Below are 15,937 nucleotides of genomic sequence, written 5' to 3' on the forward strand. Positions count from 1 at the left end.
CCCGTAAAGTCATTTAACACTCTTTATGTTTTCTTTGGTTATACCAATTCGCTTAATTAAGTGGTCTATTTTGAGGCTGGAAAAACGTGTTGATAGCTAGGCAAAAAATTTGCTATTTAGTTGTTCTAAACGAGAATTTTTTAACGCAGGTTGCGACACGTTTAGCCCCGTAAAATGATTAAGTATTATTGCGGATTGGTATTACAAACAACTGATACCGTTATTAAAGAAATAAGCTATGGTGCTTAACAAAAGCCAGTTAGCGGTTTAATTAAATGAACACAATTACGGTGAGTATATTGTCGGTGGATAATAGAGTGGATTTTAAAAACAAAAAACCCAGCATAAGCTGGGTTTTTACATTTCTGAAAGAAAACTAAATTACTTGATTTTAGCTTCTTTGAAAATCACATGTTTACGAGCCTTAGGATCGAATTTTTTGATTTCCATTTTTTCAGGCATGTTACGCTTGTTCTTGTCGGTAGTGTAGAAAAAACCAGTACCAGCAGTTGAAACTAAACGGATCTTATCGCGCATAATTCAGTTCCTTAAACTTTTTCGCCACGAGCACGGATTTCAGTAAGAACCGTGTCAATGCCTTTTTTATCGATAATACGCATACCTTTAGTAGTAGTGCGTAATGTTACAAAACGTTTTTCACTTTCAACCCAAAAACGGTGTGTTTGTAGGTTAGGTAGGAAACGACGTTTAGTCGCGTTTCTCGCGTGTGAACGGTGGTTACCAACCGTTGGACGCTTACCTGTAACTTGACATACTTTAGACATGTCTATATATCTCCAATAACTTCGCTCGAGCTTAATTTTCCCTAAGGCCATGTATTTGTGCCCTAGAGATAAATCGAAGGGCGCTCTTTATACAGCTTTTACAGGCAAAGATCAAATACTGATCTTATCCAACCAGCTCATGTGTAAATTTGATAGCGGCTAATTATAAAGATCGAATGCCCTTAGGGAAAGTAAAAACTGCATTTAAATTAAACTAATTTGCCAAAACGCACTAAACCGCTCATTTTTAGCACATATCTGAAGCGATAAACTCAAATCAGTCCCCGTTCGGCAAACGAAACACTGCTTTCACCACCAATAATAATATGATCCAACACATTTATGTCGACTAATTGCAGTGCTTGGCACAACTTATTGGTAATGAGCTTATCGGCCTGACTCGGTTCTGCAATACCACTGGGGTGATTATGTGAAAAAATAACCGCCGCCGCATTATTTTTCAGTGCCGCCTTTACCACTTCACGCGGATATACACTGGCCGCATTAATTGTGCCGTAAAATAATATTTCATCTTTTAATAAACGATTTTGACTATCAAGATACAACACCATAAATACCTCTTGCTGCAATCCACGCATTTGCAGCGTTAAATAGTCATAAACGGCTTGTGGGGAGTTAAAAACGGCGTCGCGCACAAAGCTCTCTTGCATGTAACGCTGGCTTAGTTCAAGTACTGCTTGTAGCTGAACATATTTAGCCATTCCCAAGCCTTTTTGCGCACAAAATTCATCTATACTGGCATTAAACAAATTATGCAGGGTTTTATTTTCGTTGATCAGATGCTGCGCCAACTCTATGGCATTCATGCCGGGTAGGCCCGTGCGCAAAAATATAGCTAATAGTTCAGCATCAGAGAGTGCCTTTGCGCCCTTTTCTAGCAGTTTTTCTCGCGGGCGGAGCGAATTAGGCAGTGACGTTAATTGCATGATTCATCCTTGAAAGATTACTGTATTGTATAACTGTAATGCAAAATCAAAAATTAGCGCGATAAAACGCATTTTATCTTAGCTGTCACGCTCAAGATTTGTTATTTTAGCCACCATATTTTATAAAATTGATGAACAACCATGATTAATTTAACAAATAAAAAAATAGTGCTGGGTATTAGCGGTGGAATTGCAGCCTATAAATGTGCTGAACTCGTAAGACGCTTAAAAGACCATGGTTGTGACGTTAAAGTAGTAATGACCGAATCAGCAAAACATTTTATCACCCCGCTAACCATGCAAGCAGTAAGTGGTGAAATGGTGTCTGACTCATTACTAGACCCTTCAGCCGAAGCCGCTATGGGGCACATTGAATTTGCAAAATGGGCTGATTTAATTTTAGTTGCTCCTGCCACCAGCAATATTATTGCAAAAATGGCCGCAGGGATTGCTGACGACTTGCTCACGACTTTATTACTTGCAACCCCCGCAAAAGTTGCCATCGCACCAGCTATGAATCAGCAAATGTATGCTCACCCTGCAACGCAAGCTAATTTAGCCACTTTAAAAGCACGCAACGTTGCTATATGGGGGCCAGGCAAGGGCGAGCAAGCTTGTGGTGATGTCGGTGCCGGGCGAATGCTTGAACCACATGAATTAGTGAGCTTATGCACTGAGCCTGCTAAACCTGCGCTATTGGCAGGTAAAACAATTACAATTACTGCAGGTCCAACTCGTGAACCTCTCGATCCTGTTCGTTTTATATCAAACCACAGCTCTGGAAAAATGGGCTATGCACTGGCGCAAGCTGCGTTATCATTTGGCGCACACGTAAACTTAATTTCAGGCCCGGTAACTATTTCAGCACCGCAAGGCGTTAATTTAATTAATATAGAAAGTGCTGAACAGTTACTGCATGAGTCACTCAAATATGCGCCTCACTCAGATGCCTTTATTGGTTGTGCCGCTGTGGCCGATTATCGTGCAGCAAGTATCGCCACGCAAAAAATGAAAAAACAAGGCGATGAACTCACTCTTAGCTTAGTTAAAAACCCAGATGTAATAGCCGCGGTTGCAAACCTCACACAAAACCGCCCTTACACCGTCGGCTTCGCCGCAGAAACGCAGAACGTTGCTAATTACGCAAAGGGGAAACTAACCAATAAAAACCTCGATATGATTTGTGCCAACGATGTATCGCACAGTGATGTAGGCTTTAATTCTGAGCGCAACGCACTCACCCTGTATTGGCAAAATGAACAACTCGACTTACCTGAAACCAGTAAAATAGAAATAGCGGTTAAAGTGATCGAGCAGCTCGCCAAACGATTATAAAAAGGCTGGAAACAAACTGAATAAAACATTAACATGATGACGCCTTGTGACCTTTTAGTGTAATTTTACTGCGCTAAAATAGCTTAACGCTTGCGCATTACTAATGTATCGCTGTAATACGTGCAAAAACACCCCATTGAGTATTGCGCGCTGTAACACTTGGCACAAAGCTGTGTTATCGCACATTTATGTTGAAAAAAAATAACTATTAAAAAGGAATGTTCATGCCTGCGACAAAAAAAAGTAATCGCAAAGAGCAAATACTGCAAGCACTCGCACAAATGTTAGAAACCAGCCCAGGCCAGCGTATTACAACAGCCAAACTTGCCGCAGAAGTTGGCGTATCTGAAGCCGCTCTTTATCGCCACTTTCCTAGTAAAGCGCGCATGTTTGAAGGGTTAATTGAATTTATTGAAGACACGCTGCTATCACGTATTAATCTTATTTTAGATAACGAGAAAGAAAGCAAAGCACGTGTATACAACACCCTATTACTGCTGCTAACGTTTGCCGAAAAAAACCCAGGCATAACCCGTATATTAACAGGCGACGCTCTACAGGGTGAACAAGAGCGACTTCGTGAGCGTGTACAAGGCTTGTTTGAAAAGCTAGAAACTCAATTCAAACAGATTCTGAGAGAGCGTAAATTACGTGAAGGTAAAAACTTTCAAAGTGATGAACTGACGCTAGCTAACTTTTTGCTTGCCTACGTTGAGGGTAAAATGAACCAATTTGTGCGCAGTAATTTTAGTGCACGACCTAGCGAGCAATTTGAAAAACAATGGCCAGAATTACAAAAAATTTGGTTATAAGGTTTTAGGTTTTAGGTTTTAGGTTTTAGGTTTTAGGTTTTAGGTTTTAGGTTTTAGGTTTTAGGTTTTAGGTTTTAGGTTTTAGGTTTTAGGTTTTAGGTTTTAGGTTTTAGGTAACCTTGCCAGCAAGGTTAAATTATTCTCCTATCATCAATTCCACATAAACTCTGTGTTCTTTTTATAAATTATATTTAAAAATTAATTTGAACACAGAGCAAAAAGTAAAAAATTGAAAACCACAATTAAACTTTTACTTCCCTAACTTTTTACCGATGCCAAACACCTCGCATCCCGTGGACCGAAAATCTAACCTTTTACCTTTTACCTTTTACCTTTTACCTTTTACCTTTTACCTTTTACCTTTTACCTTTTACCTTTTACCTTTTACCTTTTACCATTCATTTTTAACCTCTCATCTCTGCCCTGCTACCACTTGTCGTATCTACTCGAATTGTTATTAAAACTCGTTACAATAAAATAATGTTAAAAAACGAGAATCTATAATGAAAACACAACTCACTCTTATAGGCTGTGCACTTATTACCAGCTTAACGAGCGCCAGTGCTTTAGCAAATAAGCCCCTAGAATTTAAAGATGTATTTGATTTTAAATCTGCAAAAGGCACACAGCTCTCTGAAAATGGTCAAATCCTTTCTTTAAGTGCAACCCCTTATCGCGGTAATGCCACAGGGCAAGTCTACTCACTCAATAGCAATAAGCTTATTGCTGAGGTGGAACGAGGAACCCGCCCTACCATTAGCAAAATGGCAAACTGGGTCGCATTTACGCAAGTGCCTACTCTGCTTGAAAAAGAAACCACTAAGAAAAAAAGTGACTTAAAAAATAACTTAGTATTAGTCAACACCCAAACCGGTGAGCAGCAAAGCTTTAATAATGTAAAAGATTACGTGCTAGCTAATAACGGCCAGTGGCTGGCCTATCGCAAAAATGAAAACGCTGAAGAAGACGATAAAAAGCTCGACAACGATAGCGCTATCACTGCCGACAAAAAAGATAAAAGCTATCCGCTGGTTATCATCAACTTAAGTGATAAGCGCACTCATACTCTTGAAAGTGCCTTTACCTATGGCATTAGTGCCACCAGCGATCAGCTATTGGTGAGTCAAAGCTATGTGGATGGCGGCAATAATCAAATTACCTTATTTTCACTCGATAATTTTACCAGCACCGTATTAATTGATGAGCCTGGTGTGGTTGCTAGCAAAATAGCGTGGCACCCAATCGAAAAAACCGTTGCGTTTACCTTAGGCAACTATGTAAACGATGATAAGCGTCGTCGTCAGTACGAATTAACGCTGTGGCAAAACGACACGCTAACCACTGTGCAATCACCTAACCCAGAATGGTTAATGGGCAAAACCGCGACATTAACTTGGGCCGAAGATGGTACACGTTTATACTTTGAAAACCGCCCAAAACTCGCTGCAAAAGTTAAGCAAAAAGAATATACCGATGAGTCATCACTGTATGACTTTGAGGTAATTCGCGACCATAAAGGGCTAAATGTATGGCACAACAACGATGCGCAAATAAAACCGCGCGAAGAACAGCAATGGAATGAAAATAATAAAAATCGTCATTACACGGCGGTATACCATGTAAACTCGCAACAAGTTATACAGTTAAGCACACCAAATATGCCAGAGCTGGCGCTTAATACTGAGCGTGCCACGTCATTGTTAGGCTACTCAAATTTAGCGCATCTTGAAAAAGTAATGTACGGCGGTTTTTTTGCTGACTACTTTGCGGTTGATATAAAAACGGGTAAACAAACACCTATTATTAACGACTATCCATTTAGGCCGAGCCTTGCGCCTAATGGGCAGTTTGCTGCTTACTTTGATAATAACCAAGTACAGCTTAAAAACTTAGGTAATAACAAAGTGAGCGTACTCAGCAAGGCGATTAACGCCACGTTTGCAGATGACAAACACGACTATCCATCCAAGCAGCCTGGTTATGGTTTTGCAGGCTGGCTTAACGATAGCAGCGAAATACTGGTTTACAGCAAATACGATATTTGGTCATTTGATGTAAAAACGCAGCAAGCTAAACGCCTAACTAATGGTAAGCAAAGCAATACGCAGTACCGTGTTATTAAGCTTGATAAAACCCAAGTGGGCTTTAAAAAAGGCGATACATTACTTGTCTCTGCTATTAACTTACAAACTAAACAAAGCGAAGTTGCAAAGCTCGACTTAACCACTAACACACTAACTAAGGTGCTTAGCGGTGATAAACGCTTTGATATGGTTAAAAAAGCCAAAAAGGCTGACAAGTACTTATTTACCTCGCAAACTTATAGCCAATTTCCTGATTACTACCAAACAGATTTTAGATTTAGTTCACCAAAACAAGTGACCACGCTAAACCCACAAATTAGTAATTTTGCCTGGAGCGAAAAGCCAGAACTAATAAGCTATAAAGGCTTTGACGGTGAAGATTTACAAGGTGTATTAATAAAACCAGCGGGATATAAAAAAGGCGATAAAGTACCTGTGGTTGTGTATTTTTATCGTTACATGAGTCAACGCATGTTTGATTTTCCTAAAATGGAATTAAACCATCGCCCTAATTTCCCTATGTTTACCTCAAACGGTTATGCGGTCTTTTTACCTGACATTCGTTTTGAAATAGGTCACCCGGGTAAATCATCAACGCAAACCATGATCAACGCCACCCAAAAATTAATAGATTTAGGCATAGCCGACCCAGATAAAATAGGCTTACAAGGCCACTCTTGGGCAGGCTATCAAAGTGCGTTTATGATAACCCAAACAGATATGTTTAAAGCGGTTGTATCTGGCGCGCCAGTATCAAACATGACCAGTGCTTACAGTGGCATACGTTTGAAATCAGGTCTTGCTCGCCAATTTCAGTATGAAACAGGGCAAAGCCGTATTGGTAAAAGCTTATTTGAAGCTCCAGAGCTTTATATTGAAAACTCGCCAGTCTTTTTTGCCGATAAAGTAAATACCCCTATTCTGATTATGTTTGGCGACAAAGATGATGCTGTGCCATGGCATGAAGGCGTACAATATTATTTAGCGCTGCGCCGTGCGGGTAAAGATGCCACATTTTTACAATATGAAGGTGAACCGCATCACTTAAAGCAATTCCCTAATCAGGTAGATTTCTCCGTACGCATGATGCAGTACTTTGATCATTACTTAAAAGGCAAGCCAGCCGCTAAGTGGATGAACGAAGGTGAAGCGTTTGTAGAAGAATAACCCCTCTCTCGAAGCTAAAAACCCCATACACTGATAGGCTATGGGGTTTTTAGCTTTTAACATCAAATAATTTACCAACCAAAACTTAGACCAAAATCTTCATAGCAAACATTGAGCTTTCGTTTGAACACAAAAATACGCTATTTTTTATAAATATTTATTTGTAGAGTGATTTTACTCAGCACTATAATAAAGCTGGGTTATAGGTAATAATCAATAAAAATATAAAAACTAAAGAGAAGTGGAGAATGCTAGATTTTTGGTACAAAGGGCTACCACAGTATCCAAAAGATCATAAAGATTTTTGGCGCACACGCTTAATCGCTCATTCATTATTAACAGCAACCTGCTACTTTTTAATTTTAACTCTACTCAATTTGTTCTACTTTGATAGCTACGATATTGCAGCCATTGACGCATTTGGCTTGCTTATAACACTAGCAATTTATCTTTGGTTTAGTAAAACGGCGAATGTGCATGCTGCAGCATGGGCAGTCACTATTATGATAGCTAGTTTAATAATGACATTTGTTGTCTCTGTAGGTGGCCTTGCCCACTCTTTATTTTGGGCAACACTTATCCCTCCTTTTGCATTTTTTCTCGTCGGCAGAAATTGGGGGAGCATCTTTAGCGGCATTGCCTTTTGTATTTGCGCTTATTTAACTTATAAACAACAGCAGCTAACTGTGACTATAGGTCTGGGCTCTTTATTTAATATCATAGAGGTCTGTATTGCCCATATCTTAATCTTCAGGTTTTATGAAAAAACTCGCTTTTCTGCTTATGACCATTTAACAATGCGCAATATAGAAATCCAACACCTTGCTGAAACAGATAAACTGACAGGGCTTTTTAATAGGCAAAAATTTGATTACGAGCTATCACAACTAATAACCAACTCTAAAAAAACAAAAACCACTAACTGTTTACTTATTTGTGATATCGATCACTTTAAAAAAATTAACGACACTCATGGTCATATAGTAGGTGACCGTGTTTTAAGTGAATTTGCAAATATAGTTAAAAGCAAAATGCCAGGTCATTCAGTAATAGCGCGCTGGGGCGGTGAAGAGTTTTCAATTATTTTACCCAACACCTCCTTAACCGAGGCCATAGCGCAGGCAAATCAACTAAAAGAATGTATTTACGCTGTTCCCATTGCCAACATTCCACTAACTATAAGTATAGGGCTAGCATTAATCCATCCTAACGATTCGGTTCTTAGCGTATTAGAACGTGCAGATAGCGCGCTATACAAAGCTAAAAACAATGGTCGTAATTCAGTGTATTTTAGAGACATTGAACTAACAATAGCAACTTCATAGAGCCCTTTATAGTTGAGTGAGATACCCAATTAATTAATAAACACTCACAAAACCAACCATAAAGAACCACTAAAAAAACAAAAGGGCATACTAAAAAACCATCAAAACTGACTTTTATGCTTAGTTCGCGTATTCTAACGCCCTGATTTACATAACCTCTATCCTCTATAACGAAATGAGCAATACCACTCCCCCATTTTCGATTTCAGCCAGTATGACTCACAGCATTGCAAATATTAGTGAAGCTTTAGGTAAAATCAGTGCCTTATATTCACCAGCAACCCTTGAGCACTATAAGCAACAAAAACTCACCTCTGTACAAATGAAAAACCCTGAGTTTCAATTCACAGCATCTGACTTATCAAACCCAGACAACTTGTTATGCTTACATCGCAGCTTAATGAAAGATCAAAGTGAAAAGTCAGGCAGTTATAGGCAGCAAAGTCTAGCGTTAAAAAGTGGTGCACAAATGGCACCACAGGCAATACGAGTGCCACAAATGGTAGAGGAGTTATTTGCATGGTTTAATACAACCGCGCATCACCCCTTAATCAGTAGCGCTGTATGTCATTATGAATTACAGTTTATTCAACCTTTTGCACAGGGTAATACTGAATTAGCGTGTGTGTGGCAAACTAAGCAATTATCGCAGTGGCATACGCTATTTTCATTGCTAAACATTCATAACCTAATCGCGACAACACGCCAACAATACGTTGAAAGCATTAACCTAAGTACCAAAATCGGTGACTCATCCGTGTTTATCGAGTACATGTTAGAGACATTACTTTCAGCATTAAACGTTTTAAAAAGTGATTTAAAATCAATAACAAAAAACCAAACCCCACAACAAGCCCCTCAAGTTGAAGAGACTTTAGATATAAATCTGCAAGCCCCCCAAGTCATCGCTTTAATCAATGTATTTAACCAAAGCGAAAGGCCGTTAAACCGACAAGAGCTACAAAATCAGCTAGGATTAAAAGATCGAAAACATTTTAGAGAGCGCTACTTAAAGCCTGCGATTGAGGCAGGCATAATCGAAATGACCATTCCCGAAAAACCGAATAGCAAAATGCAGCAATATAGACTTAAAAATTAGAAATAAAAATGCCACTTCAGAGCTAAAGTGGCAGGTTTAATAAGCTGTGGTGAGCTATTTTTTTATGCGTATTGCCCAGCGGCGAATCCACAGCTCCATGCGTATTGAAAATTATAACCTCCAAGCCAACCCGTTACATCGGTTACTTCGCCAATAAAATATAAACCTTTGGCTTTTTTAGCCTCAAATGTTTTTGAGCTTAGCTCGTCGGTATCTACACCACCTAAAGTCACTTCTGCGGTTCTGTAACCTTCGGTACCATTTGGCTTAATTTGCCACGCATGAATATAGTCAGCGAGTGCATCTATTTGGCCATGCGTTAGCTGGTTAATATTGCAATCAGGAATAGCTTTACTGTCATGGAGTATTTCAACAAAACGCTTAGGTAGGATAGTGGCAAGGCTATTTTTTAACGATTTTTGCGCTTGCGTTTCTCGCCAGTCAGCTAACTGTTGCTTTAAATCGAGTTCAGGTAGTAAATTGATCGTTACCGCCTGACCTGCTCGCCAAAATGAGCTTATTTGTAATATGGCAGGCCCGGATAAGCCGCGATGAGTAAATAAAATATTCTCTTTAAATACAGTGCCATCTTCGCTTGTAACTTCACAAGAAATACTAATACCCGAAAGCCCTTCAAAACGGTCTTTATCGTGTTGATGTAAGGTAAAGGGAACTAAAGCAGCCATCGTCGGCAAAACCTTTAAACCAAATTGGTCTGCAATTTTATAACCTATTGGCGTAGCACCAAGCTTAGGCATAGTTAAACCACCAGATGCAACGACTAACGACTCACAAGTAAGTGTTTCTTGCTCAGTTGTGACACTGTAACCCATTGCTGTTTTAGCAACATTTAACACTTCGTTACGTAGTTTAATAGTAACACCCGCCCACTCACACTCGGTAAGTAAAATATCAACAATGTCCTGTGCGCTATTGTCACAGAATAATTGCCCCAATGTTTTATGGTGATACGCCAAACCATGTCGGTCTACAAGCTCTACAAAGTCATGCTGCGTATAACGACTTAAGCACGATTTTACAAAATGAGGATTTGCGCATAAATAGTTATTAGGGCTCGCATTTTCGTTAGTAAAGTTACAACGCCCGCCGCCACTAATTAAAATTTTACGTCCTGGCTTTTTACCCATATCAAGCACTGTAACGCTTCGGCCGCGATACCCTGCTTGCGCTGCACACATTAAACCTGCTGCACCTGCACCGATCACAATTACATCAACGTGAGTCATTTAGTTATCTCTTAAAAACTTTGGTGGATTATAACAAAGTTTCGATAATAACCAGATAGTTGTTACATTGTTTTTAATTTATCAACAAAGGCCAATTAATGATAAAAAACACCGAAAAAATCTAATACATTAGGATCGCAACAAATAAAAAATTAAATACAAAACAATTGAAAGCTCACTGAATACGCGGTTATAACTAAATGAAATAGATACATGCGTATTTAATATTTCAAAATGGTTAACAGATCATTTACCTTTGTACCCGCTTTGTGGATATCCACAAATAATAATAACACTAAGGGTAATTATGACTTCTAATAATTCATTTAAAAAATGCGCTGTTGCGCTAACAATAAGTACACTATTTGCTGCCAGCTCAAGTATGGCAAATCCAGCACAAGCAATCGCACCTTCAATGGCTGAAACCTCAGCTAAAATGCAAAATCAAGGTGGGTTTGAAACTCAGTTCATTATCAAATATAAAAATAATAGCGATATGATGAGCACATCAACAGCTGACGCATCGCCTGCAATGATGAACAAAAAAGCGCAAAGCTTTGTAAAAAACTTCACCTCAAAAAAAGGTAAAGTTAAAGCTAAATATATCCGCGCAATGGCATTAAACAACCATCACGTAATGCGCGCTGACAAAAAGCTCAATGCTGAAGAAGCACAACAGTTTATGCAAGAAATGGTTAATTCAGGCAATGTTGAATACATTGAAGTCGATCAAATGTTAAAGCCATTTGCAACACCAAACGATCCTCGTTATGGCGACCAATGGCATTACTATGAGCAAGCCGGTGGTCTAAATCTACCAACAGCTTGGGATACTGCCACAGGTAGCGGCGTGGTTGTAGCTGTTCTTGATACTGGTTACCGTCCGCACGCTGATTTAAACGCTAATATTCTACCTGGTTACGATATGATCTCTAATCTATCAGTGGCTAATGATGGCAATGGCCGTGATAACGATGCTCGCGATCCGGGGGATGCAGTTGCAGCCGGTGAGTGTGGTAATAATGGTGCACAAGGTTCTAGCTGGCACGGTACTCACGTGGCAGGTACTGTCGCTGCGGTAACTAATAACGGTGAGGGTGTTGCAGGTGTTGCTTACGACGCAAAAGTAGTGCCTGTACGTGTATTAGGTAAGTGTGGCGGTTTAACCTCTGATATTGCTGATGGCATTATTTGGGCCTCTGGCGGTAATGTATCGGGTACATCGGCAAATGCTAACCCTGCTGATGTTATAAACATGAGTTTAGGTGGTGCAGGTGCATGTAGCTCAACGACTCAAAATGCGATTAATACAGCACGTAACAATGGTACTGTTGTTGTTATTGCTGCAGGTAACGATAACGATAATTCTGCAAACTACAACCCAGGTAACTGTAATGGTGTTGTTAATGTTGCATCAGTTGGTCGTAACGGTGGCCGCGCATATTACTCAAACTACGGTAGTAATATAGATGTGGCAGCACCGGGTGGCGCACAAAGCTTTGCAAATGATTCTGAGGGTGTTTTATCTACTTACAACTCAGGCTCAACAACACCATCAAGCGACAGCTATGGCTTTTCGCAGGGTACTTCAATGGCTGCACCTCATGTTGCGGGTGTTGCAGCATTGATCAAGCAAGCTAAACCAAATGCGACCCCTGATGAAATTGAAAACATCTTGAAAACAACGACTCGCTCTTTCTCTGCAACATGTACTAGCTGTGGCACAGGTATTGTGGATGCTGCAGCCGCTGTTGCCGCTGCATCTGGTGGCACGCCACCGCCAACAACCGGTGATAATGAGCTCGTTGATGGACAAGCGAAAACAGGATTAAGCGGTGCGGCAAGTGCACAAGATTTTTACACTATGACTGTCCCAAGTGGTGCCACTAATGTTACTTTCACCATGAGTGGTGGTACAGGAGACGCTGACTTATATGTACGTGCTGGCAGCAAACCAAGCACCACTACATATGACTGTCGTCCTTATAAAGGTGGTAACAGTGAAGAGTGCTCTATCGATAACCCAACAGCAGGTACTTACCATGTAATGTTACGTGGTTACTCAGCATACACTGGTGTTAGTTTAGTCGGTAACATTACTGGTGGTTCAACCGGTGGTGGTTCAGGTACACCTCAAGCTGGTGGCGGTACAGTAAGTGATGTTTCTGCAACAGCAGGTCAATGGAAACATTACACACTAGATGTTCCAGCTGGCATGGCTAACTTTACTGTAACAACATCAGGCGGCACCGGTGATGCAGATTTATTTGTAAAGTTTGGCAGCCAACCAACTAGTTCTAGCTATGATTGTCGCCCATATAAAAATGGTAACGCTGAAACTTGTACGTTTAGTAATCCTCAAGCAGGCACATGGCACTTAAGTGTTAATGCGTATCAAACCTTCTCTGGTTTAACGCTAAGCGGTCAATACCAGCCATAATCCATTCTCTCCTTAGATAAAAAAGCCGATACATATGTATCGGCTTTTTATTCAATAATTAAAACAACTTAGTTATAGCTTAGCTAAAACAGCTTCAGCACTGCTTATTACAAATTCTTTGTCTTGTTCTACAAATAATTGGTTAACAACACCATTGTCAACAACCATAGCGTAACGTTTCGAGCGCAAACCACCAAAGCCTGCGGTATCTTTTTCAAGCCCTAAGGCACAAGTAAAACTAGCATCACCGTCTGCAAGCATGTCTATATGCTCTGCGTTTTGTGACTCACCCCATGCTTTCATCACAAATGCATCATTAACTGATACACAATAGATAGCGTTAATACCTTTAGCCTTAATTTTATCGGCTAGCGCGATATAACCAGGCAAATGAGCATTCGAACAAGTGGGTGTAAAAGCACCAGGCACCGCAAATAGCACAACTTTTTTATCTGCAAATAATTCATTGTTAGTGAGTGTTTGCATACCTTCATCACTAAGCTGAGATAAATTTACTGCAGGTATTGTCTGACCTTGCTCTATCATATTAATTCCTTAGGGTAATTACGTAGTCTTTTAGCATACCGATTAATGTTTAATTCGTCTTCGATTAATCGCTGTTGTTACCTAAACCTAAACCTTCTTTAATAGATATCATTTGCAACTCTAACTGCGAGCCTATATCAGCAACTAATTCACTCGACTCACTTACTTGGCTTTTCATATCATGCATTGATAGAGTAAAACCATGAAGCAACTCACTTTGTTGTTTAGCCAATTCCATTGCATCTACCGCAACTTTATTAGCCTGCTGCGCATTATCTGCTACTCCTTCAGAGTTTGCTTTAAGCTCTTGAGCATTTGCTGTTTGTAACTGTGCATCCTCAGTTAATGCATTGATTTGTTTATAGACTTCTTGAGAGTTTTCACTTAATAACGCCAATTGATCATTAATCTCTTTTAACGAACCTTGAGTTTGCATAGCTAATTGCCTTACCTCATCAGCAACCACGGCAAAACCCCGACCTTGCTCACCTGCTCTTGCTGATTCAATCGCAGCATTGAGCGCGAGTAAGTTTGTTTGCTCAGCGATGGTACGTATAACGGTAATAATATTACTTACTCCTTGCACCCCGCTCAATAACTCCTGAACACTATGCATTCCCTGCTCAATACGCTGCTGTGTATCTGAACTGGCATTAAGCATATTTTTAGCAAAACCAACACTTTGCTGCATTGCTTCATAGGTACTTTGAGCATTTTCAGCTGCAACAGCATTAATATGATTTACCTGCTCGCCAAGTTGCTGAATATTAAGAAGCAGCTCTTCATTGTGATTTACCTGCTGATAACTCGCATTACTTTTTTGGCCAATCGTGTGTAAATGCTCACTCATTTGCTGCATGAACTGGCTGACTACATTGAGCATATTTGCCTTCTCTTGAGCTTCTAGGCGCTGGCGCTCAATTAACTGGTTAAAATACTGCGCTATTTCACCCACCTCTGTTTGAGGGTTATTTACTGTAATATTTTTTAACTCATTGCTTTCGATTAGGAATGCAAATCCATCTCGCAGCTGTCGCAAAGGCTGTAAAACCTGTTTACGTTGCCCCCAATAAACACCAAAAGCTAATATTACTAATCCACCTATCGCTATTCCAAATACCCAAAAAACTTGTTGTTTCACGGTATCTTGCTGCGCTTTTAATGTTTGCTCTGCTTCAATCACTGTTTTTGATAGTAAGCTAATTTGTTTTCGTAATTCATTTGTTCCTAAACGACGCTGTTTTGCTTGCGATAAAGTACTACTTAAATCGCGCAGATAGCGTTTAGGCCAACTCACCAACTCTGCTTTTATTTCAGCTGCCAAATCTTCCGGTTCCTCATCTACAAATAAAGTAAATTCATCAACCTCAGTCATTACCCCTAAGTTAGGTAACTGTTCAATTTTGACAGCCAGTAAATTTAGGTTTTTAATACTTTGTTGCAGACTTTTCTCTACCTCCGATTGGTAATCATTTATTAATTGATAGGTCGATAAAGATAAATTAACCACTTCACTGTAATAATCACTCGCTAATTTATTATAGCTAAGGGCGTTGCTGGTTTGCGTTGATGCTTTTTGCGCATAATTAATAAGTGAAGAGGCTGAGCCCGCCATTTGTCTCAGTGCGTTATCTAACAGCGCCGTTTCATTACCAGAGAGTTTTCCAAGTGCTCTGTATTTACCATTAATATCTGTATTTAATGAAATTAATTGTGCTGATAGACGAGCTTCTAACTCAGGAGGCAGTGCTGTTAACTGTTGCGCTTTAAGCTGCTCAATCAAAGTTGATGATTTTATTAAATATTGGCTATTACCTTGTACTAAGTAACTCTCCAAATGATCGGCCAGCTCAACCATTATGCTATTTTTTAATTGGCTATATGCGCTATCTTGTTGTTGGAGTTTTAGTAATGTATGGCTTGCCCACAATAAAGTCGCAGCTAGAAGGATACTTGCTAACGTTAGTAAAATGGCTAATAAACGGGTAAAAAATGATACACGCATAAACATATCTCAAAACTGACATGCGCATAGAGTATTGAATTTTTATGACATTTTTATGTAATAAGAGTAATAAGAATAAATATTTAGAGGAGGCAGAGATAGTTAAACAGGATGTGAAATGACAGTGTATCCAAACAAATAAAAA

Annotated in this window: 12 protein-coding genes; 6 read left to right on the forward strand and 6 right to left on the reverse strand. The window is 39.7% G+C overall.

The window, feature by feature from the left end; genetic code table 11:
* Positions 1 to 381: 381 nt before the first annotated feature.
* The 3 genes from rpmG to radC all read right to left on the reverse strand — a co-directional run bounded on the left by rpmG (position 382) and on the right by radC (position 1,732).
* On the reverse strand, positions 382 to 537 hold the full coding sequence (gene rpmG, locus P20311_RS12215; RefSeq protein ID WP_004587947.1) for a 50S ribosomal protein L33: 156 nt from the start codon (positions 535 to 537) through the stop codon (positions 382 to 384).
* Between the two features lie 11 nt (positions 538 to 548).
* Positions 549 to 785, reverse strand: a complete 237-nt coding sequence (gene rpmB / locus P20311_RS12220; protein ID WP_008113231.1) for a 50S ribosomal protein L28 — start codon at positions 783 to 785, stop codon at positions 549 to 551.
* Between the two features lie 272 nt (positions 786 to 1,057).
* The gene (gene radC, locus P20311_RS12225) at positions 1,058 to 1,732 is read right to left on the reverse strand and encodes a DNA repair protein RadC (RefSeq protein ID WP_008113232.1); all 675 of its coding nucleotides are present in this window, start codon (positions 1,730 to 1,732) and stop codon (positions 1,058 to 1,060) included.
* Between the two features lie 141 nt (positions 1,733 to 1,873).
* Here radC and coaBC point away from each other — a divergent pair, with 141 nt between their 5' ends.
* The 5 genes from coaBC (at position 1,874) to P20311_RS12250 (ending at position 9,554) form a co-directional block, all read left to right on the forward strand.
* Positions 1,874 to 3,067, forward strand: a complete 1,194-nt coding sequence (gene coaBC, locus P20311_RS12230) for a bifunctional phosphopantothenoylcysteine decarboxylase/phosphopantothenate--cysteine ligase CoaBC (protein WP_008113233.1) — start codon at positions 1,874 to 1,876, stop codon at positions 3,065 to 3,067.
* Between the two features lie 224 nt (positions 3,068 to 3,291).
* On the forward strand, positions 3,292 to 3,879 hold the full coding sequence (gene slmA, locus P20311_RS12235; RefSeq protein ID WP_008113236.1) for a nucleoid occlusion factor SlmA: 588 nt from the start codon (positions 3,292 to 3,294) through the stop codon (positions 3,877 to 3,879).
* 503 nt (positions 3,880 to 4,382) lie between these two features.
* The gene (locus tag P20311_RS12240; protein ID WP_008113238.1) at positions 4,383 to 7,130 is read left to right on the forward strand and encodes a prolyl oligopeptidase family serine peptidase; all 2,748 of its coding nucleotides are present in this window, start codon (positions 4,383 to 4,385) and stop codon (positions 7,128 to 7,130) included.
* A 248-nt stretch (positions 7,131 to 7,378) separates the two neighbouring features.
* A complete protein-coding gene (locus P20311_RS12245; RefSeq protein WP_008113240.1) occupies positions 7,379 to 8,455 on the forward strand; it encodes a GGDEF domain-containing protein in 1,077 nt (358 codons plus the stop codon).
* 175 nt (positions 8,456 to 8,630) lie between these two features.
* Positions 8,631 to 9,554 (forward strand): Fic family protein, encoded by a 924-nt coding sequence (locus P20311_RS12250; RefSeq protein ID WP_008113241.1) that lies wholly within the window; start codon positions 8,631 to 8,633, stop codon positions 9,552 to 9,554.
* Positions 9,555 to 9,616: 62 nt separating this feature from the next.
* On the opposite strand, the gene P20311_RS12255 is transcribed toward P20311_RS12250, so the two are convergent.
* Positions 9,617 to 10,801: an NAD(P)/FAD-dependent oxidoreductase gene (locus P20311_RS12255; RefSeq protein WP_008113243.1), complete on the reverse strand. Its 1,185-nt coding sequence runs from the start codon at positions 10,799 to 10,801 to the stop codon at positions 9,617 to 9,619.
* Positions 10,802 to 11,108: 307 nt separating this feature from the next.
* On the opposite strand from P20311_RS12255, the gene P20311_RS12260 reads away from it, so the two are divergent.
* A complete protein-coding gene (locus P20311_RS12260) occupies positions 11,109 to 13,241 on the forward strand; it encodes a S8 family peptidase (protein ID WP_008113245.1) in 2,133 nt (710 codons plus the stop codon).
* Positions 13,242 to 13,313: 72 nt separating this feature from the next.
* Here the strand turns inward: P20311_RS12260 and P20311_RS12265 are convergent, their stop codons facing one another.
* Together P20311_RS12265 and P20311_RS12270 are read right to left on the reverse strand one after the other, a co-directional pair.
* Positions 13,314 to 13,787, reverse strand: coding sequence for a peroxiredoxin (locus P20311_RS12265; protein WP_008113247.1), 474 nt, complete (start codon positions 13,785 to 13,787; stop codon positions 13,314 to 13,316).
* Between the two features lie 64 nt (positions 13,788 to 13,851).
* Positions 13,852 to 15,792 (reverse strand): methyl-accepting chemotaxis protein, encoded by a 1,941-nt coding sequence (locus P20311_RS12270; protein WP_008113249.1) that lies wholly within the window; start codon positions 15,790 to 15,792, stop codon positions 13,852 to 13,854.
* Positions 15,793 to 15,937: the final 145 nt, after the last annotated feature.

Source organism: Pseudoalteromonas sp. BSi20311, assembly GCF_000239875.1.
Classification (GTDB): Bacteria; Pseudomonadota; Gammaproteobacteria; order Enterobacterales; family Alteromonadaceae; genus Pseudoalteromonas.